This is a genomic window from Promicromonospora vindobonensis (assembly GCF_042685865.1).
GTDB classification, from domain to species: Bacteria; Actinomycetota; Actinomycetes; order Actinomycetales; family Cellulomonadaceae; genus Promicromonospora; species Promicromonospora vindobonensis.
On the sequence record NZ_JBHUOG010000001.1, the window covers coordinates 1,133,930 to 1,154,697 of the forward strand.

17 protein-coding genes and 3 tRNA genes are annotated in these 20,768 nt (G+C 69.7%); 9 read left to right on the forward strand and 11 right to left on the reverse strand.

The features are described 5' to 3' along the window. Positions 1 to 66: 66 nt before the first annotated feature. The gene (locus tag ACFS27_RS05340) at positions 67 to 918 is read right to left on the reverse strand and encodes an enoyl-CoA hydratase/isomerase family protein (protein ID WP_377180806.1); all 852 of its coding nucleotides are present in this window, start codon (positions 916 to 918) and stop codon (positions 67 to 69) included. A 42-nt stretch (positions 919 to 960) separates the two neighbouring features. Here ACFS27_RS05340 and ACFS27_RS05345 point away from each other — a divergent pair, with 42 nt between their 5' ends. Together ACFS27_RS05345 and ACFS27_RS05350 are read left to right on the forward strand one after the other, a co-directional pair. Beyond that, entirely contained in the window at positions 961 to 1,362 is a 402-nt protein-coding gene (locus ACFS27_RS05345; protein WP_377180807.1) for a winged helix-turn-helix transcriptional regulator, read from the forward strand. Between the two features lie 352 nt (positions 1,363 to 1,714). Then, positions 1,715 to 1,927: a helix-turn-helix domain-containing protein gene (locus ACFS27_RS05350; RefSeq protein WP_377180808.1), complete on the forward strand. Its 213-nt coding sequence runs from the start codon at positions 1,715 to 1,717 to the stop codon at positions 1,925 to 1,927. 55 nt (positions 1,928 to 1,982) lie between these two features. Here ACFS27_RS05350 and ACFS27_RS05355 read toward each other — a convergent pair whose 3' ends face one another. Continuing rightward, on the reverse strand, positions 1,983 to 3,317 hold the full coding sequence (locus tag ACFS27_RS05355) for a tyrosine-type recombinase/integrase (RefSeq protein WP_377180809.1): 1,335 nt from the start codon (positions 3,315 to 3,317) through the stop codon (positions 1,983 to 1,985). 461 nt (positions 3,318 to 3,778) lie between these two features. On the opposite strand from ACFS27_RS05355, the gene ACFS27_RS05360 reads away from it, so the two are divergent. Beyond that, a complete protein-coding gene (locus tag ACFS27_RS05360; protein ID WP_377180810.1) occupies positions 3,779 to 4,882 on the forward strand; it encodes an IS110 family transposase in 1,104 nt (367 codons plus the stop codon). A 295-nt stretch (positions 4,883 to 5,177) separates the two neighbouring features. On the opposite strand, the gene lpdA is transcribed toward ACFS27_RS05360, so the two are convergent. Both lpdA and rnhA read right to left on the reverse strand, forming a co-directional pair. Next, entirely contained in the window at positions 5,178 to 6,581 is a 1,404-nt protein-coding gene (gene lpdA, locus ACFS27_RS05365) for a dihydrolipoyl dehydrogenase (protein WP_377180811.1), read from the reverse strand. A gap of 101 nt (positions 6,582 to 6,682) precedes the next feature. Further along, the gene (rnhA, locus tag ACFS27_RS05370; RefSeq protein ID WP_377183609.1) at positions 6,683 to 7,102 is read right to left on the reverse strand and encodes a ribonuclease HI; all 420 of its coding nucleotides are present in this window, start codon (positions 7,100 to 7,102) and stop codon (positions 6,683 to 6,685) included. A 176-nt stretch (positions 7,103 to 7,278) separates the two neighbouring features. Here rnhA and ACFS27_RS05375 point away from each other — a divergent pair, with 176 nt between their 5' ends. From ACFS27_RS05375 to ACFS27_RS05385, 3 genes are all read left to right on the forward strand, one after another. Then, positions 7,279 to 8,157 carry an LLM class flavin-dependent oxidoreductase gene (locus tag ACFS27_RS05375; protein ID WP_377180812.1) on the forward strand — a complete coding sequence of 293 codons (879 nt, stop codon included), beginning with the start codon at positions 7,279 to 7,281 and terminating at the stop codon, positions 8,155 to 8,157. 111 nt (positions 8,158 to 8,268) lie between these two features. Then, entirely contained in the window at positions 8,269 to 10,461 is a 2,193-nt protein-coding gene (locus ACFS27_RS05380; protein ID WP_377180813.1) for an acyltransferase family protein, read from the forward strand. Positions 10,462 to 10,720: 259 nt separating this feature from the next. Beyond that, positions 10,721 to 12,874 carry an acyltransferase family protein gene (locus ACFS27_RS05385; protein WP_377180814.1) on the forward strand — a complete coding sequence of 718 codons (2,154 nt, stop codon included), beginning with the start codon at positions 10,721 to 10,723 and terminating at the stop codon, positions 12,872 to 12,874. Positions 12,875 to 12,945: 71 nt separating this feature from the next. Here ACFS27_RS05385 and leuD read toward each other — a convergent pair whose 3' ends face one another. Together leuD and leuC are read right to left on the reverse strand one after the other, a co-directional pair. Further along, positions 12,946 to 13,581 (reverse strand): 3-isopropylmalate dehydratase small subunit, encoded by a 636-nt coding sequence (gene leuD / locus ACFS27_RS05390; protein ID WP_377180815.1) that lies wholly within the window; start codon positions 13,579 to 13,581, stop codon positions 12,946 to 12,948. Between the two features lie 14 nt (positions 13,582 to 13,595). Beyond that, a complete protein-coding gene (gene leuC, locus ACFS27_RS05395) occupies positions 13,596 to 15,137 on the reverse strand; it encodes a 3-isopropylmalate dehydratase large subunit (protein ID WP_377180816.1) in 1,542 nt (513 codons plus the stop codon). Between the two features lie 78 nt (positions 15,138 to 15,215). On the opposite strand from leuC, the gene ACFS27_RS05400 reads away from it, so the two are divergent. The 3 genes from ACFS27_RS05400 to ACFS27_RS05410 all read left to right on the forward strand — a co-directional run bounded on the left by ACFS27_RS05400 (position 15,216) and on the right by ACFS27_RS05410 (position 17,334). Beyond that, positions 15,216 to 15,935 (forward strand): IclR family transcriptional regulator, encoded by a 720-nt coding sequence (locus ACFS27_RS05400; RefSeq protein WP_026365378.1) that lies wholly within the window; start codon positions 15,216 to 15,218, stop codon positions 15,933 to 15,935. Positions 15,936 to 16,097: 162 nt separating this feature from the next. Further along, positions 16,098 to 16,280, forward strand: a complete 183-nt coding sequence (locus tag ACFS27_RS05405; RefSeq protein ID WP_377180817.1) for a hypothetical protein — start codon at positions 16,098 to 16,100, stop codon at positions 16,278 to 16,280. A 67-nt stretch (positions 16,281 to 16,347) separates the two neighbouring features. Then, complete coding sequence (locus ACFS27_RS05410; RefSeq protein ID WP_377180818.1) at positions 16,348 to 17,334, forward strand: PH domain-containing protein; 987 nt, start codon at positions 16,348 to 16,350, stop codon at positions 17,332 to 17,334. Positions 17,335 to 18,100: 766 nt separating this feature from the next. Here ACFS27_RS05410 and ACFS27_RS05415 read toward each other — a convergent pair. The 5 genes from ACFS27_RS05415 to ACFS27_RS05435 form a co-directional block, all read right to left on the reverse strand. Beyond that, a tRNA-Glu gene (locus ACFS27_RS05415) sits at positions 18,101 to 18,173 on the reverse strand. A gap of 37 nt (positions 18,174 to 18,210) precedes the next feature. Continuing rightward, a tRNA-Glu gene (locus ACFS27_RS05420) sits at positions 18,211 to 18,283 on the reverse strand. 90 nt (positions 18,284 to 18,373) lie between these two features. Next, positions 18,374 to 18,445 (reverse strand) — tRNA-Gln (locus ACFS27_RS05425). A gap of 206 nt (positions 18,446 to 18,651) precedes the next feature. Continuing rightward, positions 18,652 to 19,434, reverse strand: coding sequence for an HAD family hydrolase (locus tag ACFS27_RS05430; protein ID WP_377180819.1), 783 nt, complete (start codon positions 19,432 to 19,434; stop codon positions 18,652 to 18,654). After that, a complete protein-coding gene (locus ACFS27_RS05435; protein WP_377180820.1) occupies positions 19,431 to 20,753 on the reverse strand; it encodes a CPBP family intramembrane glutamic endopeptidase in 1,323 nt (440 codons plus the stop codon). Before ACFS27_RS05435 ends, ACFS27_RS05430 begins: the two co-directional genes overlap by 4 nt. Positions 20,754 to 20,768 lie beyond the last annotated feature (15 nt).

Sequence of the window (20,768 nt, forward strand, 5' to 3'; positions counted from 1 at the left end):
TTCGGCCCGAATTACCAAGCGGACCGTACGGACCACCTCTGCACCCCACCCGTACAGGACGACTCGTTATGAAGGTCGGACGAGGTTCGCGCGCAGCACCTCTTCGATGTCCAACTCCACCTCGCGCGTGTGAGCTCCAGCCGCCAGTGCTGCTCGGGCAAGCTCTCCAGACGCGGCGGTGAACGTCTCGCCGAGCAGGCGGTCTTCCGCGCGCAGCGCGTCCTCGAGCGGACCGTCGGCCGCGTCGATCGCTTCGGTAGCCGCGGCGCGGACGCCGTCGGGCAGAGTCGCGATGGTCAGTGCGACCCACTCGACGTATGCGTCGAGTTCTGCGGCGGGCAGAGCTCGGTTCACCCATCCCCACCGCTCGGCAGTCGCCGCGTCGACGAGCCCGCCTGTCAGCACGATCTCGAGAGCGCGAGCACGACCTACGAGGCGGGGTAGGTGGGCAGTTGCACCGGCTCCAGGGACGATACCCATCAGCGTCTCGAACTGGCCGAACGCCGCAGTCTCGAGGGCCGCGAATCGCAGATCCAGGCTGGAGACGAATTCGGATCCACCGCCACGGGTGAGTCCCGCGACCTTGGCGATGGTGGTCTGAGGCAGACGTCGCCAGCGTTCGTGAAGCCGCATCATCGGGCCCGTCCCGACAAGCGTCTCCTCCGCGATCGGGAGGGCGGCGTAGGTCGCAGGGTCCTCCACGAACGACAGGTCGCCGTGCGCCAGGAAGAACTCCGGATTGGTGCTCTGGACCACGATGACGTGCAGATCGGGATCGTTCTCGGCCGATGCGGCGACGGCATCCAGGTCGAGCATGAGCTGCGCCGTCATCAGGTTGACGGGCGGAGCATCAATCGAGACCCATAGCACTCCGTCCTGGCGCTTGACATCGAGGCTGGGCAGGGACTGTTCGGTCATGAGATTCCTTGGAGTTGAAGGTATCTCTGGTATACCTGGCACATGGCAGGCACCTCAAGGAAACCTGATGTCCGCGAAGATCGGGCCGGTCACGAGACCATCGTCGGCCCGCAGCGTGAGCTCCTGGATCAGCTCCTGGACAAGTGGGGTCAGCTGCTGCTGACCGCGTTGTGCCGGCAGCCGCGACGCTTCAACGAGCTCAAGAGAGAGCTCGATGGGGTCACGCAAAAGTCGCTGACGCAGGCACTGCGACGGTTGGAACGCAACGGCCTCGTCGAGCGCCGGGTACTGACGCAACGCCCCCTTACTGTGGAGTATCGGATCACGCCGCTGGGTCGCACGCTTGAGGAGCCCTTCCTGATCCTGCGTGCCTGGACCGTCGACCATCTCCCCGAGGTCGAACGACACAGAGATGCCTTCGACGAAGGCGCGGGCACCCTTTAGCCGACGGCTCGCGTCAGCATGCGGCGAGGCACGATCGAGCGCACATCCACGCCCCTGGCCCGCCTGCCCGCTGGGACCCAGTGGTGGCAGGCGACACGTCGAGCAACGCGGAGGCGATCTCTGCGAGCACCAACAGAGCGACTCCTAGCGTGCTGGTGCCTGGATCACCACGCAGGTTCCGATCGCCGACGGGCAAATCGTCATCACGGACTGGACCGATGACGGAGCTGGCACGAGGTCCACTTCCGAAGAGGTCCCCAAGCGCCGGCCATAACAGTCGATGTAGCTCGTGCAACTCGCCGGAGTTCGCTACACACCTGTGGCATAGCCGGAGCTCCCGAAAGGAGTCCTCATGCCGCACACCGACTCAGCACCCGCCCATCCCACTCGCCTGGTCCCACTAGCCGACGCCGCCGAGCACTTTCACGTTTCCGTCAAAACGCTCCGCCGCCGAATCGCAGATGGCACCATCGCTGGCTACCGAGTCGGCCGGCTCATCCGGGTCGACCTCGATGAACTGACACAGAGCCTTGTTGTCGCGATCCCATCAGCGCGGTCCATGTGAAACCCAGGACCGATCGCGGCAGGGCGCACCGTCCGACAACAGTGGCTGGACCTCCTCACGAGGGAGGTCCAGCCACTCGAGCATCAAGCGGCCTGTCCCTTTCGGTCTTCGCCCGCTCCTTCTCCAGCCGGATCTCCTCCCCCGCCGTCGCACTCATCCGCGCGGCGAGCTCGATATCCCGGGCCATCGTCGCCTTCTGATACCGCAGCACCACCGTCACGTCGGAGTGCCCACCACGACGCATGAGCTCGGCCAGGGTCGCTCCCTCCTGCGCGATCCGGGTCAGCCCCGTGTGCCTCAGGTCGTGGAACCGGTAGCCGTCCGGAAGTCCCGCCACCGCGCCCCGAGCGCCCGCCCAGATGCCGTTCCATCGCGAGGCAGACAGGTACTGGTTACCCCGCGCCACACTCGGCACCACCGGCGCCGTCCGCCCCCGCCCCACGTACTGGTCGAGGTGCTCGCGCAGCCGCTCGATCATGAGCGGCGGGACCGACATCGACCGGAGGCCGCTGTCCGACTTCGGGTCGGTGAGCTTGCCCGTGCTCCCGTTCTTCTGCCGCCGCACAAACAGGGTGGCGGCAGTCCGGTCGTGGTTCCAGACGATGTCGTGCCGCTGCAGCCCCAGCACCTCCCCGCGCCGAAGCTGGCACCACGCCGCGAACAGCACGGCGATCCGCCACGCCTGCGGCACGGCCTCGTAGAGCGCGTCTACCTGAGTCGGCGTGGCAACGTCGTCCTCGGGGGTGTGGGCGTCGTCGTGCCGCACGGACTTCCGGGTCGGTGTCGGCACGTCTGGCATCTTCGCGAGCAGCCCGTCACGCACCGCCGCCCGGAGGATCATCTTCAGCACGTCGACGGCGTCACCCGCGATCCCGTTGTGCTTCGCGTCCTCCTTGAGCACCGAGGGCATGGCGACGAGCTTGATCACGAGCGCACGCACCCGCTCGGTGTCGATCTCCCGGACCTTCACGTCCCCGAGCGGGGCCATGAGGTAGTTGCGCACCCGCCCTCGGTACGCGAGCACCGTGCCCGGCCGGCGGAGCTTGCCGCCCTTGCCGGGCTCGGTCGCGATGCGCTCCAGCCACCGCTCGGCGTACTCGCGGAGGGTCACGTCCCGCGCGGCTGCGGCGTCCGCAGCGGCCCGACGCCGTCGGACAGCCTCGTCAGGCGGGAGCCGCTCCCCCCGGCTGATCTTCGCGTGCACCCCGTTGAGCCACTCGCGCGCATCACCCTTGGTGAGGAACGTCAGCGGCTTGTCGTCTTCGGTCCGCGCCGAGTAGACCTGGTCGTCCGGACCCACAAAACGTGCCTGCCAGCGCTTCGAGGGCAGCTTGCGCAGCCTGGCCCATGCCTCTCGCTTCTGAGGCCGTGCCTCGGTTTTCGTGCCCATCGTCGGTTCCCTCCTGGTCGTGTCGGCGTGCCTCCTGCGTGCCTCTCGGGGAGGCAATTCGGGGCTCCTCACGTCCATAGGTGTCCACGACACCCCAGGACGCAAAGAGGCCCGGATCCGCGGAATTCCGCGGATCCGGGCCTCTGACCAGGTTCGACTCCCGAGTAACCGGGAGACCGGTCTCAGACGGTATGAGGTGACGGTCGTGCGCGGGTTCGGGATTCCGCCGGACCTGCCATGGTGGTGCCAGCCGTGATGGTGTCAAGGCCCTTCGGCCCCTGCGGGGCGGCCTGCGGCCGGCCCCGACCCCATCACGTCCGGCACGATCGGCAGGGAGCGGCGGAATCCCTCGCCAGGCGGGTTGCCTCTGGTCGGCAGAGGCCTCCGGAGCGCATGGTCGTGAGTTACCGGGACACCGCCCGGGTGCCCTGGCGTCACAATGTCGACCCCCGGAGGCCCCTGTGTTTACCAACACTATCCCCGTACCCACCGAGCGGTGGGCCGTCGGGCTGGACGTGCACGCTCGATCGATCAGCGCGTGCGCGCTGGACCTGTCCACCGGCGAGCTACGCACCGCTCGCCTGACCTCGCACGACGAGTCCGTCCAGGGCTGGCTCACCAGCCTGGCCGGCACCGCCGCGGTGACCTACGAGGCCGGCCCGACCGGCTACGGCCTGGCCCGTGCGCTTCAGACGGTCGACATCCGGTGCGTAGTCGCCGCGCCTTCCAAGATCGCCCGCGCCGCCGGGGACCGGGTCAAGACCGACAAGCGTGACGCGGCCCTGCTCGCCCGTCGCCTGGCAGCCGGCGACCTCGTCGCCGTACGCATCCCGACCCTGTCCCAGGAAGCAGCCCGTGACCTGACCCGCGCCCACGAGGACGTCCGCCACGACCTGATGTCGGCCCGGCACCGGACCAGCAAGCTGTTGCTGCGCCACGGCATGCTCTTCTCCGGACCCACCACATGGGGATCAGCCCACCACGCGTGGCTCGCCCAGGTCCGTCTGCCGCAACCTGCCGCGCAGGACGCGTTCGAGGACGCCCACCAAGGCGTGCTCCTGGCCGAGTCGCGCAAGAAAGCCCTCGCCGCCAAGATCATGACCCTCGCAAGTGACGACCAGTTCGCTGCGACGGTGACGGCGCTGGGCTGCCTGCGCGGCATCGGCACCCTCACAGCCATGAGCCTGGCCGCCGAAATCGGCGACTGGGACCGCTTCACCGGGACCTCCATCGGCGCCTACCTCGGCCTGACTCCGATGGAGCACTCCTCGGGACAGTCCCGCACACTGGGACCGATCACCAAGACCGGCAACCCCCACGCCCGTCTCCTGCTGATCGAGGCAGCCTGGAAGCACCGCCCCTCCTACCGCATCGGAACCACCCTGCAAGCCAGGTTCGACGCCGCGACCCCCGCCGCCCGAGCCCGCGGCCACGCCGGCAACCTGCGCCTGCACAAGCGCTGGACCCACTTCACCACACGCGGCAAGCGCACCACCGTCGCAAACACCGCGATCGCCCGAGAACTCGCCGCCTGGTGCTGGTCACTGGCCACACTCGACGGCTGACAAACCCTGGACCCCTACCCGCGAGTGCCAGCAGCGTGACGGGACGACCCACGACACTTCTGTGAGCACCGACCCGACCAAGGCCGGCACGCCCGACCTCAGACACGTGCCCACCGTCCCCGCCGAACACCACCGTCATGCGGAACCAACCCGCGCATATCAGACTCGACACCGCGTCGAACAGACACGCCACCCACTTCGCGGGCACCGGCCCAGGAACAAGGAAGGAACCGCCGACCAGGCACCCAGCCCGGCCGACGGTTCCAACCTGCCCTTGACAGGACCGCCCTACATATCAGAAGTTGATCATGTGCCCAGCAATACCGTGCACCGTCTCCTGGACCGACTCCGACAGCGTCGGGTGCGTGTGCACGTTGCGTGCCACCTCGTCCGCCGTGAGGTCCCACTTCTGCGCGAGCGTCAGCTCCGGCAGAAGCTCGGAGACGTCCGGGCCGATCATGTGGGCGCCCAGGATCTCGTTGTGCTTGGCGTCCGCGACCAGCTTCACGAACCCGGTGGTGTCACCGAGCCCGTGCGCCTTGCCGTTGGCCATCGTCGGGAAGGACGACACCTTCACGTCGTAGCCCTCGTCGCGAGCCTGCTGCTCGGTGAGGCCGAAGGACGCGACCTGGGGCGAGCAGAACGTGGCGCGCGGCATCATGCGGTAGTCGCCAAGGGTCTGGGTCTCGGCCCCTGCGATCGTCTCTGCCGCGACGACGCCCTGCGCCTCCGCGACGTGCGCCAGCATGAGCTTGGCGGTGACGTCACCGATGGCGTAGATGTGCGGCACGTTGGTCCGCATGTTGTCGTCGATGGCGATGGCGCCGCGCTCGGTGAGCTGCACGCCGCTGTTCTCGAGACCGAACCCGCTGACGTTGGGCGCGAAGCCGACGGCCATGAGCACCTTGTCGACCACGAGCTCGCCCGGCTTGTCGTCCTTGACGCCCTTGTACGAGACCGTGACGGACGTGCCGTCGTCCTTGACGGTCTGGACCGCGGTCGAGGTCAGCACGTTGATGCCCAGCTTCTTGTACTGCTTGGCGATCTCCTTGGAGACGTCAGCGTCCTCGTTCGGCAGCGCACGGTCGAGGAACTCGATGATCGTGACGTCCACGCCGTAGTTCGTCAGGACGTAGGCGAACTCCATGCCGATGGCGCCGGCGCCGACGATGGCGATCGACTTGGGCAGCTCCCGCGTGAGGATCTGCTCCTCGTAGGTCACCACGTTCGAGGACAGCTCGACGCCGGGCAGCAGACGCACCTCGGAACCGGTGGCGATGATCGCGTTGTCGAAGGTCACCGTCTCGGTGCCGCCCTTGTTGAGGGCCACCTCGATGGTGTTCGCGTCGCGGAAGGTGCCGCGGCCGTCGAGCTCCGTGATCTTGTTCTTCTTCATCAGGAAGTGGACGCCCTTGACGCGGCCGCCGGCCACGTCACGCGAGCGGTCGAACGCCTTGCCGAAGTCGAACGTGACGTCTCCGGTCATGCCGAAGAGGTCCTTCTGGTGATTGAAGATGTGAGCCAGCTCAGCGTTGCGGAGCAAGGCCTTCGAGGGGATGCAGCCCACGTTGAGGCAGACACCGCCCCAGTATTTCTCCTCGATGATCGCAACGGACTTACCGAGCTGGGCAGCGCGGATGGCGGCGACGTAGCCGCCGGGGCCCGCACCGAGGAGTACGACGTCGTAGTGGGAAGCCATGAGACAAGGGTATTAGTGCGCGCCAATCGCGGTGACGTGACTTCGGTCTCGTTCCCACCACGACTCCGGTGAGGGGGTCAGCGAGGGACCGTACAGCGCGCTCAGCGCACGCTGTCGACGCCCAGGTTGGCCAGTACGTCGGCGCGCTCGTTGCCCGGGTCGCCCGCGTGGCCCTTGACCCAGACCCAGGTGACCTCGTGCTCGGCCACCTCGGCGTCGAGCGCCTGCCACAGGTCGACGTTCTTGACCGGCTGCTTGGCCGCCGTCTTCCAGCCGTTGCGCTTCCAGCCGACGATCCAGGTCTTCATACCGTTCATCACGTACGACGAGTCGACGTGGATGGTGACCTTGCTTGGACGCTTGAGCGCACGCAGTGCCTCGACGACGGCGGTGAGCTCCATGCGGTTGTTCGTGGTGACCTTCTCACCGCCGAACAGCTCCTTCTCGTGCTCGCCGAAGCGCAGCAGCGCGCCCCATCCGCCCAGGCCGGGGTTCCCCTTGCAGGCACCGTCGGTCCACATCTCCACAGTGCCCTGCTGGGTGTCGCTCCCGATGACGCTGGTCTCCACTGTGCTGGTGCTCTCGGTCTTGGTGCTCTCGACGGCGCTGGTCACCGACTCACCCTAGCCGTGTCAGTGGTCCGGCGTAGCGTGGTCGATGACGTCGGACGAGCACCCTGAACCTCTCGGAGGATGGCATGAAATTCGGTTTCATCAGCAGCTTCGGCACCCTCGACCAGCACGTCGGCCTGGCGCGCGAGATCGAGGCGCACGGCTGGGACGGCTTCTTCACCTGGGACGCGATCAATCTCGACGGGGAGTGGGCCATGCCGGTCTACGACCCGTTCGCGGTCCTGGCCGCTGCCGCGGTCGTGACCGAGCGCATCGCGCTCGGAGCGATGGTCTTCGCCGTGCCGAGGCACCGCCCGTGGGAGCTCGCGCAACGCGCGCTCACGGTGGACCGCCTGTCCGGCGGACGCCTGGTACTGCCCGTCGGTGTCGGTGTGACCGACGACCGCGGCTTCACCTCCGTACCGGGTCAGGCCACGGGTCTGAAGGACCGGGCGGAACTGCTGGACGAGACCCTGGCCTGGCTCGAACGAGCATGGTCGGGAGAAGACTTCGAGTTCGAGGGCAAGCAGATCAGTACCGGCCCGTTCCGTTTCCCCGAGCGGCCCGTCAACGGCCGGATCCCGGTATGGCCCGTCGGGGTATGGGACGCGGAGCGGCCGCCCGCCAAGAACCTGCGGCGCACGCTGCGCTGGGACGGGATCGTCCCCCAGCTGCGCGGCACGGCGGACGACCTGACGACGGAACACATCACCGGACTGGTCGACTGGCTCACGGAGCACCGGTCCGACGAGGCGAACCGGAGCGCGGAGGACGACAGCGCCGACCGGCCGTTCGACGTCATTCTGCAGGGCAAGCTCCCCGCCGACCCTGCTGAGGCCGCCGAGCAGGCCCGCGCCATGGCCGACGCCGGCGTCACCTGGTGGATCGAGTCCTGGTGGGATCCCGCCAAGGACACTGCCGAATCCCTGCTGGAGAAGGTGCGCCAGGGGCCGCCCAGCCTCTAGCCGGTAGCATCTCCGACCGCACCGCTTTCGCTTGCTGGTTCAGCCTCGACTCACCCGTGATCCGGGTAGCGAGCCAGACGGCGAGGCATCTGGCGCCGACGGAGAGACGACGTGACGGACGACCGCAAGACCGCCCTGCGGGCTGATATCCAGGCGTTGCGGGCGGTGGCCGTGCTGGCGGTCGTGCTGTTCCATCTGTGGCCGAACCGGTTGACCGGTGGGTATGTCGGTGTGGACGTGTTCTTCGTGATCTCGGGGTTCCTGATCACGTCGCACATCGTGCGGGACGTGGAGGCGGGCCGGTTCTCGGTGCCGACGTTCTGGGCGCGGCGGATGCTGCGGCTGCTGCCGGCGTCGCTGCTGGTGCTGGTGGTGACGGCGGTGGGGGTGTGGGCGCTGGCTCCTGTGCAGCACTGGGAGCAGTGGTTCCGGGAGATCGCGGCGTCGGGGTTGTATGCGCAGAACTGGGTCCTGGCGGCTGACGCGGTGGACTATCTGGCCGCGGAGAACGTGGCCTCTCCGGTTCAGCACTACTGGTCGCTGTCGGCCGAGGAGCAGTTCTACCTGGTCTGGCCGCTCCTGATCGGCCTGTCCCTCCTGATCGGGCGGCTCGGTCCGGCACCATGGACCCGCCTCAAGGCCGACGGCCGACACATCTCGCCCGGCCAGGTCAGGCCTGGTCGGGCAGGCCGGCAGGCGTCGTGGCGGCCCGTCGCGGCGGGAGTGCTCGCTCTGGTCGTGGTCGCGTCGCTGGTCACGTCCGTGGTCTGGACGGGTGCTGATCAGGCGTACGCGTACTTCATCACCCCCACGAGGGCGTGGGAGTTCGGGGCGGGGGCGCTGCTGGCCTTCGTACCGGCCCTCGGCCGACGACACGCCGCACGTACCCCCGGGGACACGTCGTTCGACCTCCCGGCCGGCATGGTGGCCTGGGCCGGTCTGGCGCTGATCGCCGTCTCCGCGATCATGTTCACCAGCGCCACACCGTTCCCCGGCGCCTTCGCGGCCGTGCCGGTCCTCGGCACCGTCCTGGTGATCTGGGCCCAGGCCACCGACCGGTTCACCACCCGCCTGGCCGGCCTGGCACCGGTCCAGTTCCTCGGCGACGTGTCCTACGCCGTCTACCTGTGGCACTGGCCCCTGATCGTCCTGGTCCCCTACGCCACCGGACACGACCTGCGCACGCTCGACAAGCTCGCGATCCTCGCCGCCACGATCCTCCTCGCCTGGGCCACCCGCCGCTGGATCGAGAAACCCGTCCTGCGCCACCGACACCGGTTCAAGCCCTTGGCCACCTTCGCCGTTGCCGCGGTCGTCGGCGCGCTCGTCGTCGGCGCGGCGCTCATCGGTGTGCAGACCGCACGGGAGCACGCGGAGAGCGAGCTCGCGGCTGCTGCCGAGGCGACGGGCTCGGAGTGCTTCGGCGCCGCCGCCCGTCCGCCGTCCGGCGAGCCCTGCACCAACCCGGACCTGGTGGGCACGGCCGTACCGGCGCCAGAGGCGGCCGGCGGCGACATGCCGGCGCCGTACGCGACGGGCGAGGACAAGTGCGCCGGGGTCGCCCGCGAGTCGACCGAACCACTGCCGTGCGAACGAGGCGATCGCGACAGCGAGGTCCGGATAGCGCTCGTCGGGGACTCGCACGCCGCGCACTACTCGAGCGCCTTCGTCGAGGCGGCCGAGGCCAACGGCTGGGCGGTGGACATCTACATCAAGCCGGGCTGCCCCTTCTCCGACGTCATGCGGGTCCAGGACCAGATGCTCACCACGGCATGTATCGGGTGGGTCGACCGGGCCGAGGAGATGCTCCTCGACGGGGACTACGACCTCGCGGCCACCTCGCAGGTGCGCGGCGTCGACTGGACGCCCCCGGACGGCACGGCAGAGGGCACGACGCCGGAGGCCTATGCCGAGGACGGCCTGGTCTCGCTGTGGGCCAGGCTCGCCGACAACGGCCTCCCGGTCGCCGCGATCGCCGACGTGCCCGAGCCGGACCCGGCGGTGATCGAGTGCCTGACCGCGCCCGACGTCGACCTCGCGGCCGACTGCCGAACACCCCGGACCGATGCGACACGCACCTTCGACCCGCAGCTGAATGCCGTCGAACGCCTGAACCGACAGGATGTCGCGCTGATCGACCTCACCGACGTCTACTGCGACGAGAACGAGTGCTTCCCGGTGATCGGCGGCGTCACGGTCTACCGCGACGACGACCACCTGACCGATACCTTTGCCGGCACCCTGGCGCCGTACCTGGCGGACGCGATGGCTCGCCACATGCGACAGGACGGCGCCACGGAGTAGACCGGCCCGGGGCAGCCAGAGGTCGAGCCTGGCGAGACAGTTCTTGACCGGCTCGACCACCGAGGGCTTGGGCGTCCGCGACCCGTCCCAGCAGGGGCAGGTCACGTCTTCGTGCCGTGAGCAGGTAGCGTCTCCGCCCGGAACGCTTCACGCTTTTCGCCCGCCGACCCGTCTCGCCTCGTGCTCCGGAGCCTCGGTGCCCGTCGGTCGGCGGGGCGATCCATGCCGTGAAGTACTCGACGCGGACGGAGCTGTTGCAGTGAAGAACGACCGCCGAACCCCCAGGCGGACTGATATCCAAGCGTTGCGGGCCGTGGCTGTCATGGCCGTCGTACTGTTTCATCTGTGGCCCAACCGCCTGACTGGCGGCTATGTGGGCGTTGACGTCTTCTTTGTGATCTCGGGGTTCCTGATCACGTCGCACCTCGTGCGAGACGCCGAGGCTGACCGGTTCTCGGTCACTCAGTTCTGGTCCCGCCGGCTCCTGCGACTGCTGCCGGCCTCGCTCGTGGTGCTTGCCACGACCGTCGTCGGTGTGTGGGTGCTGGCGCCCTTGCAGCACTGGGAGCAGTGGTTCCGCGAGATCGCGGCCTCCGGTCTGTACGTGCAGAACTGGGTGCTGGCCGGCGACGCCGTGGACTACCTAGGGGCCGAGAACCTGGCCTCACCGGTGCAGCACTTCTGGTCGCTGTCGGCCGAGGAGCAGTTCTACCTGGTCTGGCCGCTGCTCATCGCGCTGGCCGTTCTCATAGGGCGACGGCGGTCGAGGACCCACTCGCCGAGCCCGGCGAGCTGGCGGCCTGTCGCGGCGGGGTTGCTGGCCCTGGTCGTCGTCGCCTCGCTGGCCACCTCGGTGGTCTGGACCGCTTCCGACCAGGCCTACGCGTACTTCATCACGCCGACCAGGGCATGGGAGTTCGGCGCGGGCGCCTTGCTGGCCTTCTTGCCCGTGGCCGGCCGGAGCCTCGGCCCGGTTGCCCGGGGCCTGCTGGTGTGGACGGGCCTGGCCCTGATCGTGGTCTCGAGCATCACCTTCACCGACGCCACGCCGTTCCCCGGAGCCTGGGCAGCCATACCCGTGCTCGGCACCGCCCTGGTCATCTGGGCGCAGGCCACCGACCGGTTCACCACCCGCCTGGCCGGCCTGACGCCGGTGCAGTTTCTGGGTGACGTGTCCTATGCCGTGTATCTCTGGCACTGGCCCTTGATCGTGCTCGTCCCGTATGCGGTGGGGCACGACCTGCGCTTGCTCGACAAGCTGGCGATCCTGACGGCAACGGTCCTGCTGGCGTGGGCCACCCGCCGCTGGATCGAGATGCCGGTGCTTCAGTACCGGCAGGGGTTGCGGCCGTGGGCGACGTTCCTCGGCACCGCGGTGGCGAGCAGCCTGGTCGTCGGCACGGCGTTCGTCGGGCTGGACAGCTCCGGGGACCGCGTGCGGGACGAGCTCGCGACCGCCAACGAGGTGAAGGGCTCCGAGTGCTTCGGAGCGCACGCACGCCCGCCACAGGGCGAGGCCTGTACCAACACCGACCTGGTGGGCGTGGCCGCACCCGCCCCGGCAGTGGCCGCCAAGGACACGCCGAAGCCGTTCTCGGGGAGCAGGAACAAGTGCTCGGGGACCGCACGCGCAGAAGCGGAGCCGACGGCATGCGAACGCGGTGACCGGGGAAGCGACGTCCGGATCGCGCTCGTCGGTGACTCGCACGCCGCGCACTACTCGACCGCCTTCGTCGAGGCCGCCAAGGACAACGGCTGGGCCTTGGACATCTACGTCAAGCCCGGCTGCCCGTTCTCCGACGTCATGCGGGTCCAGGACGAGGTCCTGACCGCCGCGTGCATCGAGTGGGTCGACCGGACCCGGCAGGCCCTCGTCGATGGTGACTACGACCTCGTGGTGACCTCGCAGCTGAGCGGCGTCGACTGGGCGCTTCCCGCCGACCGGGCCGCCGTCGACGAGCAACGGGATGCGGCCGTAGAAGCGGCACGGGACCAGACACGGAGCACCACGCTGGAGGGGTACGTCGAGGACGGGCTGATCTCGATCTGGGCCGGACTGGCCGACCAGGGGATGTCCGTCGCCGCGATCAACGACGTACCCGATCCTGACCCCAAGGTTGTCGAGTGCCTGACCGCGCCGGGCGCCGACCCCACCGCGGACTGCCGGGTACCGCGCGCCGACGCCACGCGCTCCTTCGACCCGCAGCCGGGCGCCGTCGAGCGGCTGGGCAGGCCTGACGTCACTCTGATCGACTTCACGGACGTGTACTGCGACGACCGTGAGTGCCACCCTGTGATCGGCGGCGCAACGGTCTACCGCGACAAGGACCACCTGACCGACACCTTCGCAGGAACGCTGAGTCCGTACCTGGCGGAGGCCATCGCACCTCTCCTGCGGCGGGCCGGAGCCTGAAAGCCCGTGGCGGTCGAGCCCGTCGAGAACGTCTCGACCGTCTCGACCGCCACGGGCCAGGGAGCAGCACGTCAGACCGGGCGGGCCGCCTCGATCTCCACGGACGGCAGGTGCCGGGCCGGCAGCGTCTTCGGACGCCACGACTCGCGGGTCTCCTCGAACGCGGTGATCTTGTCCTCCTGCTGCAGGGTGAGCCCGATGTCGTCGAGCCCCTCCATGAGCCGCCACCGCGTGTAGTCGTCGATCTGGAACGGCACGGTGACGTCGTCGGCCGTCGCGGTCTTCGCCTCCAGGTCCACGGTCACCTCGGTGCCGGGCTTGGTCTCGAGGATCTTCCACAGGATCTCGATGTCCTCGGGCGAGACGATGCCCGTGACGAGACCCTGCTTGCCCGAGTTGCCGCGGAAGATGTCGGCGAACCGGGACGACAGCACCACCCGGAAGCCGTAGTCCTTGAGCGCCCAGACGGCGTGCTCACGCGAGGAGCCCGTGCCGAAGTCCGGACCGGTCACGAGCACCGAGCCCGCCGAGTACGCCTCCTGGTTGAGCACGAACGACGGGTCGCCCCGCCACGCGGCGAACAGCGCGTCCTCGAACCCGGTGCGCGTGACCCGCTTGAGGTACACGGCGGGGATGATCTGGTCCGTGTCGACGTTGCTGCGCCGCAGCGGGACGCCGACACCGGTGTGGGTGTGGATCTTCTCCATGATGAGTGCTCCTCTCAGCGCAGTGCGGGTCGGCCGGCGACGGGCCCGCTCGCTACGGGCATGGGCAGGTCGACGACGGACTCGCCCAGCGGGGACGCGCCCACGCCGTCGAGCGGCGTGCCGTCGAACGTGGTGATGTCGATGGCTTCCGGCAGGTCCAGGTCGCCGACGCTCGACAGGGTGCCCCGGATCGCCGTCGCCGCGGCGACCAGCGGCGAGACCAGGTGGGTACGCCCGCCCTTGCCCTGCCGACCCTCGAAGTTGCGGTTCGACGTCGACGCCGACCGCTCCCCCGGCGCGAGCTGGTCCGGGTTCATGCCCAGGCACATCGAGCACCCGGCGTTGCGCCACTCGGCGCCGAACTCCTTGAAGATCACGTCGAGGCCCTCTGCCTCGGCCTGCAGCCGCACCCGGGCCGAGGACGGGACCACCAGGACGCGCAGGGACTCGGCCTTCTTGCGACCCTTGACCACCTTCGCGACGGACCGCAGGTCCTCGATGCGCCCGTTGGTGCAGGAACCGATGAAGACGGTGTCGACGGGGATGTCGCGCAGCGGCGTGCCGGCGGTCAGGCCCATGTACTCGAGGGCCTTGGCGGCCGTCTCGCGCTCACCCTCGTCGGCGATGTCCGCCGGGACCGGCACGGACGCCGACAGCGGCAGGCCCTGGCCCGGGTTGGTACCCCAGGTGACGAACGGCTCGAGGTCCGCGGCCTCGAGCACGACCTCGGCGTCGAACTGCGCGTCGTCGTCCGTGCGCAGCGTCTTCCAGTACTCGACGGCGGCGTCCCAGTCCTCGCCCTCCGGCGCGTGCGGACGGCCCTTGAGGTACTCGAACGTGGTCTCGTCCGGAGCGATCATGCCGGCGCGGGCGCCGGCCTCGATCGACATGTTGCAGATCGTCATCCGGGCTTCCATGGAGAGCGCGCGGATGGCCTCGCCGCGGTACTCGAGCACGTAGCCCTGCCCGCCGCCGGTGCCGATCTTGGCGATGATCGCCAGGATGATGTCCTTGGACGTCGTGCCGGCGGGCAGCGTCCCGTTCACCGTGATCGCCATGGTCTTGAACGGCGCCAGCGGGAGCGTCTGGGTGGCGAGCACGTGCTCCACCTCTGACGTGCCGATGCCGAACGCGAGCGCGCCGAACGCGCCGTGCGTGGACGTGTGCGAGTCACCGCACACGACCGTGAGGCCGGGCATCGTCAGGCCGAGCTGCGGCCCGACCTGGTGCACGATGCCCTGGTCGGCGTCGCCGAGGCTGTGCAGCCGGACGCCGAACTCCTTGGCGTTGGCGCGCAGCGTGTCGATCTGCGTGCGGCTCGTCAGATCGGCGATCGGCCGGTCGATGTCGAGCGTGGGAGTGTTGTGGTCCTCGGTCGCGATCGTGAGGTCGGGTCGCCGCACCTGACGTCCGGCGAGGCGCAGCCCCTCGAATGCCTGAGGGCTCGTGACCTCGTGCACCAGGTGCAGGTCGATGTAGAGAAGATCTGGCGAGCCGCCCTCGCCTCGGCGCACCAGGTGCGCCTCCCAGACCTTCTCCGCCAGCGTGCCGGCCATTGCGGTTCGCCTCCTCGTCAGAAACTACTTTTGGGCTTCGACTTGCAATCTCACGTTCCGAGACGGCAATATCGCGGTATGGACGATACTAGCGGAGTCGGCGTCTTGGACAAGGCGGCATCCGTCCTCGGGGCACTCGAGGCCGGACCGGCCACACTGGCGCAGCTCGTCTCCTCCACCGGCCTGGCTCGCCCGACGGCGCACCGCCTGGCCGTGGCACTCGAGCACCACCGCCTTGTGGCCCGTGACATGCAGGGCCGATTTGTGCTGGGTCCGCGCCTCAACGAGCTGGCCACGGCCGCCGGCGAGGACCGCCTGCTGGCGGCTGCGAACCCGGTGCTCATCGCGCTGCGCGACCACACGGGCGAGAGCGCGCAGCTCTACCGCCGGCAGGGCGACCACCGCGTGTGCGTCGCCGCCGCCGAGCGACCGGTAGGCCTGCGCGACTCCATCCCCGTGGGGGCGACGCTCAGCATGAGCGCCGGTTCCGCGGCCCACGTGCTCCTCGCCTGGGAGGAGCCGGACCGCCTGCACCGCGGCCTGCGTGACGCGACCTTCACGGCCACCATCCTCTCCGGTGTCCGACGGCGCGGCTGGGCCCAGTCGGTCTCAGAACGTGAGCTCGGCGTGGCGTCGGTGTCGGCGCCGGTGCGCGGGCCGTCGGGCCGGGTCGTGGCCGCCGTCAGCGTCTCCGGGCCGGTGGAGCGCCTTTCCAGGCAGCCCGGCCGGCTGCACTCGGCCGCCGTCGTGGCGGCGGCGAACAAGCTCACCGAGGTGCTGCACCGGTCCGGCGAGTAGCCGGACCGGTGCGGTGCCCGCGGGGTGTACGGCCCGTGAGCGGTCGGTGAGCGTTGGTTCGCCACGCCGGGCCTGGTGATTCCCCAGGTCGGGGTCGTATCAGTAGTCTCTTGCGAGACGTGTGCACACCAGGGGCGCACGCGCCAACGTCGGAGGAATCTGATGCCGCCCAAGGTGAGGCTCATCGTCATCTGGCTCGTCGTGATCTTCTTGCTGTACTCGGTCATCAACGACCCCGAGCGCTCCGCCGACATCGTGCTTGCCCTCTGGGACGTCATCTGGGGAGCCATCGCCAACATCGGCACCTTCTTCGAGGAGCTCTTCACCGGGTCCATCGGCCGCTGACCACGTAGGGTCGGCGGCGAGGGCGACCCCTCGCACCGCAACCGACCGCACCCCCGGGGAGACCCGCATGAGCGCCACAGCGGACTTCGTCGTCCCCCACCGCGCCCTGCAGCGGTACATCCTGGCGAACGAGAAGATCATCATCGCCACGCATCGCCACTGGGGCATGCTCTGGGAACCGATCCTCACGGCGACGGCCGCTTTCCTGCTGGCCGTGGCCCTGCTCGCGGCCGTGGAGGCCAATGTCCGGGACGACATGGGCTGGGTATGGCTGCCGTTCGTCATCCTGGGCGGGCGCCTGCTGTACAAGTGGCTGGAGTGGCGGGCCAGGTGGTTCGTCATGACCGACCGCCGGCTGCTGCTGCTCGACGGGTTCCTGATCCACCGCGTGGCGATGATGCCGTCGGAGAAGGTGACGGACCTCGGGTACGAGCGCACGCCGATGGGTCAGCTGCTGGGCTACGGCACGTTCATCTTCGAGACCGCCGGGCAGGACCAGGCCCTCGACCGGGTCACCTGGATACCCCGGCCGGACTCCCGGTACCGGCTCATCATCGCGGCGCTCTTCCACCCCGACGCGGCCGACGCCGAAGCGGCCGCCCAGGCCAACCCGGACATCCGGCCGGAGGCCGCCCCGTCGGCGGACACGTCCTCCGCCGTCCTGCCGCCCTCGCTGATGCCGCGCATCGGTCGGCGCAGCAACCCTCCGACGCAGCGCATCGAGCTGCCGATCGCCCGGGGCGGCGATCCGGGCGGCGCGGCCGAGGAGAGCACGTCAAGGGACGCCACGATTCCCGCGAGCGCGGAAGCCGCCGGGGCAACGTGGTCGTCGACGTCGTCGACCGGCGGGTCGACGGGTAGCGGAGCCGCATCTGCGGCGTCGGGCGGCAGCAGTTCGGGCCGAAGCCCTTCCGCCGGGGGCACCCCGCCCGGCAGGACGGGCGACGGGGCGCGCGGTGAGCACGTGCCCGGCGGGCCGACCGCCGACCCGAACGCCACGGAGGTGCGGCCGGAGCCGTTCATCGAGGGCGGCAAGGACCCGAAGATGCGCTGAGCGCGGGGCTGACGGCCGGCAGGCTGGCAGGCCGCCGGGCCGAGGCCGGCAGGCCCAGGCCCTAGGCCCGCCGGCCAGCAGGTCGGCAGGCCCCAGGCCGGCAGGCCCCTAGGCCGGCAGCCCGCACAGGCCCCGGGCCCGCGCCGCAGGCCTGCAGGCCCGCAGGCTGGCGCGCGCAGGGTGGGGTGCGGGTGCGGGTGCAAGGCCCTGGCGCAGCAGGCAGGAGGTGTCCGGGCTGGACGGAGCCGCCGACTGCAGACTTGGTCGCGGGCCTCGACCGCGAGTGCAGACTTCGTCGCGGCTGCGACCTCTCCATCCGCGACGAAGTCTGCACTCGCGGAGCTGCGGCGCACTCAAGTCTGCAGTCGATTGGGCAGGCCATGAAGGCCAGTCGTCGGGACAGGCACGTCACGGGGCGGGCGACTGGGCAGGCATGGGGCAGGCACGTCACGGGGCGGGCGACTGGGCAGGCGTGGGGCAGGCACGTCACGGGGCCGGAGACAGCGCAGGCCAAAGGGCCACGTTGCGGGGCCGGAGACAGCGCAGGCCATGGAGCACGAGGCGGGGCAGAAATCGGAGCAGGTGACGCGGCAGGTGGAGCCAGAGACGGCCGAGTCGGCACGGCTCAGGACAACAGCTCCAGTCCAAGACGACCGCCCAGCTTGAGACGACCCAGCCCAGCTCGCGACGACGCAGCCTCAGCTCAAGACGACCTAGGCCCCGCACGGCGAAAGGCCCGGTCCGTGTGGACCGGGCCTTTCTGCTGTACCCCCAGTGGGATTTGAACCCGCGCTACCGCCGTGAGAGGGCGGCGTCCTAGGCCGCTAGACGATGGGGGCCCGAACGGATCCGTCGGCCGAAGCCGATGGACCTGCGTACCCCCAGCGGGATTTGAACCCGCGTTACCGCCGTGAGAGGGCGGCGTCCTAGGCCGCTAGACGATGGGGGCCTGAACTACCGGTTAAGGACCGGTTGCCGGTGAGAACCGTAGCGCACCATGGTGCCGATCTGCATCGGCTACAGTGCGCTGCGCTCTGCGCTGGGGTACCAGGACTCGAACCTAGACTAAGTGAACCAGAATCACTCGTGCTGCCAATTACACCATACCCCATGGGGGTAATACCGCTCCGGATACACCTGTTTCCAACAGGCTTTCCGTGGAGGCCTTACCGCTGGAGAACACTACCTGACCTCGGACGGTGGTCAAAACGGAAAGGGCGTGCTGTCCGTCACGCACCGCCATCGGGCTGGTGAGAGGGCTGGTGAGAGAGCTCGGAACCACACAGAACGGCGCCGGACACCGGCCACTACCACCGCCTACGTCGTGCCGTAGCCGAGAGCGGCCGGGAGGTCGGCCAGCGTCTCGATCACCACGACCCCGGCCGCCCGCAGCGCGACCGGGTCCTGCGGATCCCGCAGGACGCCGTCAGGCAGCGCAGGACCGCCGTGGTAGCGCGGACCCCGGCGGTGACCCGCCCGGTCCAGCCAGACGCCTGTCAGGCCCGCCTCGTGGGCCGCCAGCGCGTCCACGGTGGGCTCGTCACCCACGTACGCGGTCCGGGCGGGCTCCGTACCCAGCAGGCGGGCGCCCTCGAGGAACACCCGAGGGTCGGGCTTGCCGAAGCCCAGCGTGTCGACGCCGACCAGCACCGGCAGGTCGTCCAGCCCGGCCAGCTTCAGCTTGCGCTCCTGCAGCTCCGCGGCGGCGTTCGTCACCACGCCGACGCTGATCCCCGCTGCGACGGCCGCGTGGACGGCGGCGACGGCGTCCGCGTGCGCCGTCCACGACTTCTCGAAGGTGCCCCAGAAGAGCGCGTCCCAGGCCACGAAGGAGGACTCCGTGATGGGTGCCCCGCCGAACGTCTCGTGCAGCAGCACCGCCCGGAGCCGGCGCTGCGTCACGTGGTCCAGCTCCCCGCTCGTGTAGCGGCGGTAGTAGCCGCCCGGATCGGTGCGCCAGTGCGACAGGATCTCCTCGTCCCGCTCGGGCGGGACGTGGGGCAGGTACTCGGCCCGTACGGCCGCGAGCGCCACCGCGAAGGCCCCCTTGGTGTCGACGAGGGTGTCGTCGACGTCGAACAGGATGCCGTCCGTCGTCATGTCGTCTCTCCCTTGGCCGGCTCGACCGTTCCCGACTCGACCGTTCCCGGCTGGGCCGTTCCCGGCTGGGCCGTTCCCGACTCGACCGTTCCCGACTCGACCGTTCCCGACTCGACCGATCCTGGCTGGGCCGATCCCGGCGAGACCGATCCCGGCTGGTACGCAGGCATGGCGGCCATCCCAGGCCCGACCACCCCAGCCGGACCAGCAGCAGGCCCAGCCATAGGCCCAGCCATGTGCCCAGCCGCGGGCCCAGCCACGGGACCCCACCCCGGACCAGTCGCCGGGGGCTCCGGCACCACCAGGGCCGGGCGTCGCCGTCGGGCCCACCACAGCAGCACGACGGCCGTGATGATTGTGACGATGATGCTGGCTGCGCCCTCTACGGGCAGCACCTCGGTGATCAGGAGCGATTCCTCGAGGCCGTCGTAGGCGATGGCGAGGCTGAACGCCAGCAGGTTGTTCGCCGCGTGCAGCGCGACGGCGATCTCCAGCCCGCCCGTCCGCCAGACGAGGAGGCTCGCGATCAGGCCGAACACCAAGCGGTCGGCGAACAGCCACGGGCTCTGCGAGCCGTGCGCCAGCGCGAACAGGAACGCCGTCACGATGGCGGGCACGGCGATCGCGAGCCAACGCCACCGGAGCAGGCTGCCGATCCACTGCGACAGCCAGCCGCGGAAGAAGTACTCCTCCCCCGCAGCCTGCAGCGGCGTGGTGAGCACCATCACCGCGGCGAGCGCCAGCCAGCTGGACGACGGGGTGAGCGGCCACCAGCCGGACTCCTCCTCGCCCGAGCTGCCGCCCGCACCGGACTCCGCGCCCGTGGCAGAACCCGTGCCGGCGTCGACCGCGAGCCCCGTCTGGGTCAGGAGCAGGTCGCCGGCGAGGGTGAGCGGCACCAGGAGGAGCAGCGCCACCCCGATCCCGCCGAGCAGCAGCCGCCAGCGCACCCGTCCAAGGACCGACGAGACCAGCCCGGCACGCTGGACCTGTGCCCACGTCGCCACCAGGGCGAGGGGGATACCGAGCGTGAGGCCCAGGTTGGTCACGAGCAGACCTGCGGGCGAGACGAACCACGCGTCGGTCATCGACGACGGGTCAGGCAGCTGCACGCCCACCGCCCCTGCGATGACGACGGCGAGGGCGTACATCAGCATCGCCCCGAACAGCAGGAGCGTGCAGGCCACGACCGCGGCCAGCCCGAGCAGCGGCCGCCACCACCTGTGGCGCGGCCCGCGCAGGGCCTGGGGATACTCGCGCGGCGGATGGGTCGGCACTGCTGGGGGCGGCGCGGCGTCAGGCGTCATGGCGTCGGTCACCCCAGCACGGTAGTC

What these genes read in the sequence shown, in the direction of transcription:
- ACFS27_RS05340 (WP_377180806.1), bottom strand. Translation starts at nt 918, where the DNA reads ATGACCGAACAGTCCCTGCCCAGCCTCGATGTCAAGCGCCAGGACGGA.
- ACFS27_RS05410 (WP_377180818.1), top strand. Translation starts at nt 16,348, where the DNA reads ATGAGCGCCACAGCGGACTTCGTCGTCCCCCACCGCGCCCTGCAGCGG.
- ACFS27_RS05430 (WP_377180819.1), bottom strand. Translation starts at nt 19,434, where the DNA reads ATGACGACGGACGGCATCCTGTTCGACGTCGACGACACCCTCGTCGAC.
- ACFS27_RS05400 (WP_026365378.1), top strand. Translation starts at nt 15,216, where the DNA reads ATGGACGATACTAGCGGAGTCGGCGTCTTGGACAAGGCGGCATCCGTC.
- lpdA (WP_377180811.1), bottom strand. Translation starts at nt 6,581, where the DNA reads ATGGCTTCCCACTACGACGTCGTACTCCTCGGTGCGGGCCCCGGCGGC.
- ACFS27_RS05345 (WP_377180807.1), top strand. Translation starts at nt 961, where the DNA reads ATGGCAGGCACCTCAAGGAAACCTGATGTCCGCGAAGATCGGGCCGGT.
- ACFS27_RS05375 (WP_377180812.1), top strand. Translation starts at nt 7,279, where the DNA reads ATGAAATTCGGTTTCATCAGCAGCTTCGGCACCCTCGACCAGCACGTC.
- ACFS27_RS05350 (WP_377180808.1), top strand. Translation starts at nt 1,715, where the DNA reads ATGCCGCACACCGACTCAGCACCCGCCCATCCCACTCGCCTGGTCCCA.
- rnhA (WP_377183609.1), bottom strand. Translation starts at nt 7,102, where the DNA reads ATGTGGACCGACGGTGCCTGCAAGGGGAACCCCGGCCTGGGCGGATGG.
- leuD (WP_377180815.1), bottom strand. Translation starts at nt 13,581, where the DNA reads ATGGAGAAGATCCACACCCACACCGGTGTCGGCGTCCCGCTGCGGCGC.
- ACFS27_RS05405 (WP_377180817.1), top strand. Translation starts at nt 16,098, where the DNA reads ATGCCGCCCAAGGTGAGGCTCATCGTCATCTGGCTCGTCGTGATCTTC.
- ACFS27_RS05355 (WP_377180809.1), bottom strand. Translation starts at nt 3,317, where the DNA reads ATGGGCACGAAAACCGAGGCACGGCCTCAGAAGCGAGAGGCATGGGCC.
- leuC (WP_377180816.1), bottom strand. Translation starts at nt 15,137, where the DNA reads ATGGCCGGCACGCTGGCGGAGAAGGTCTGGGAGGCGCACCTGGTGCGC.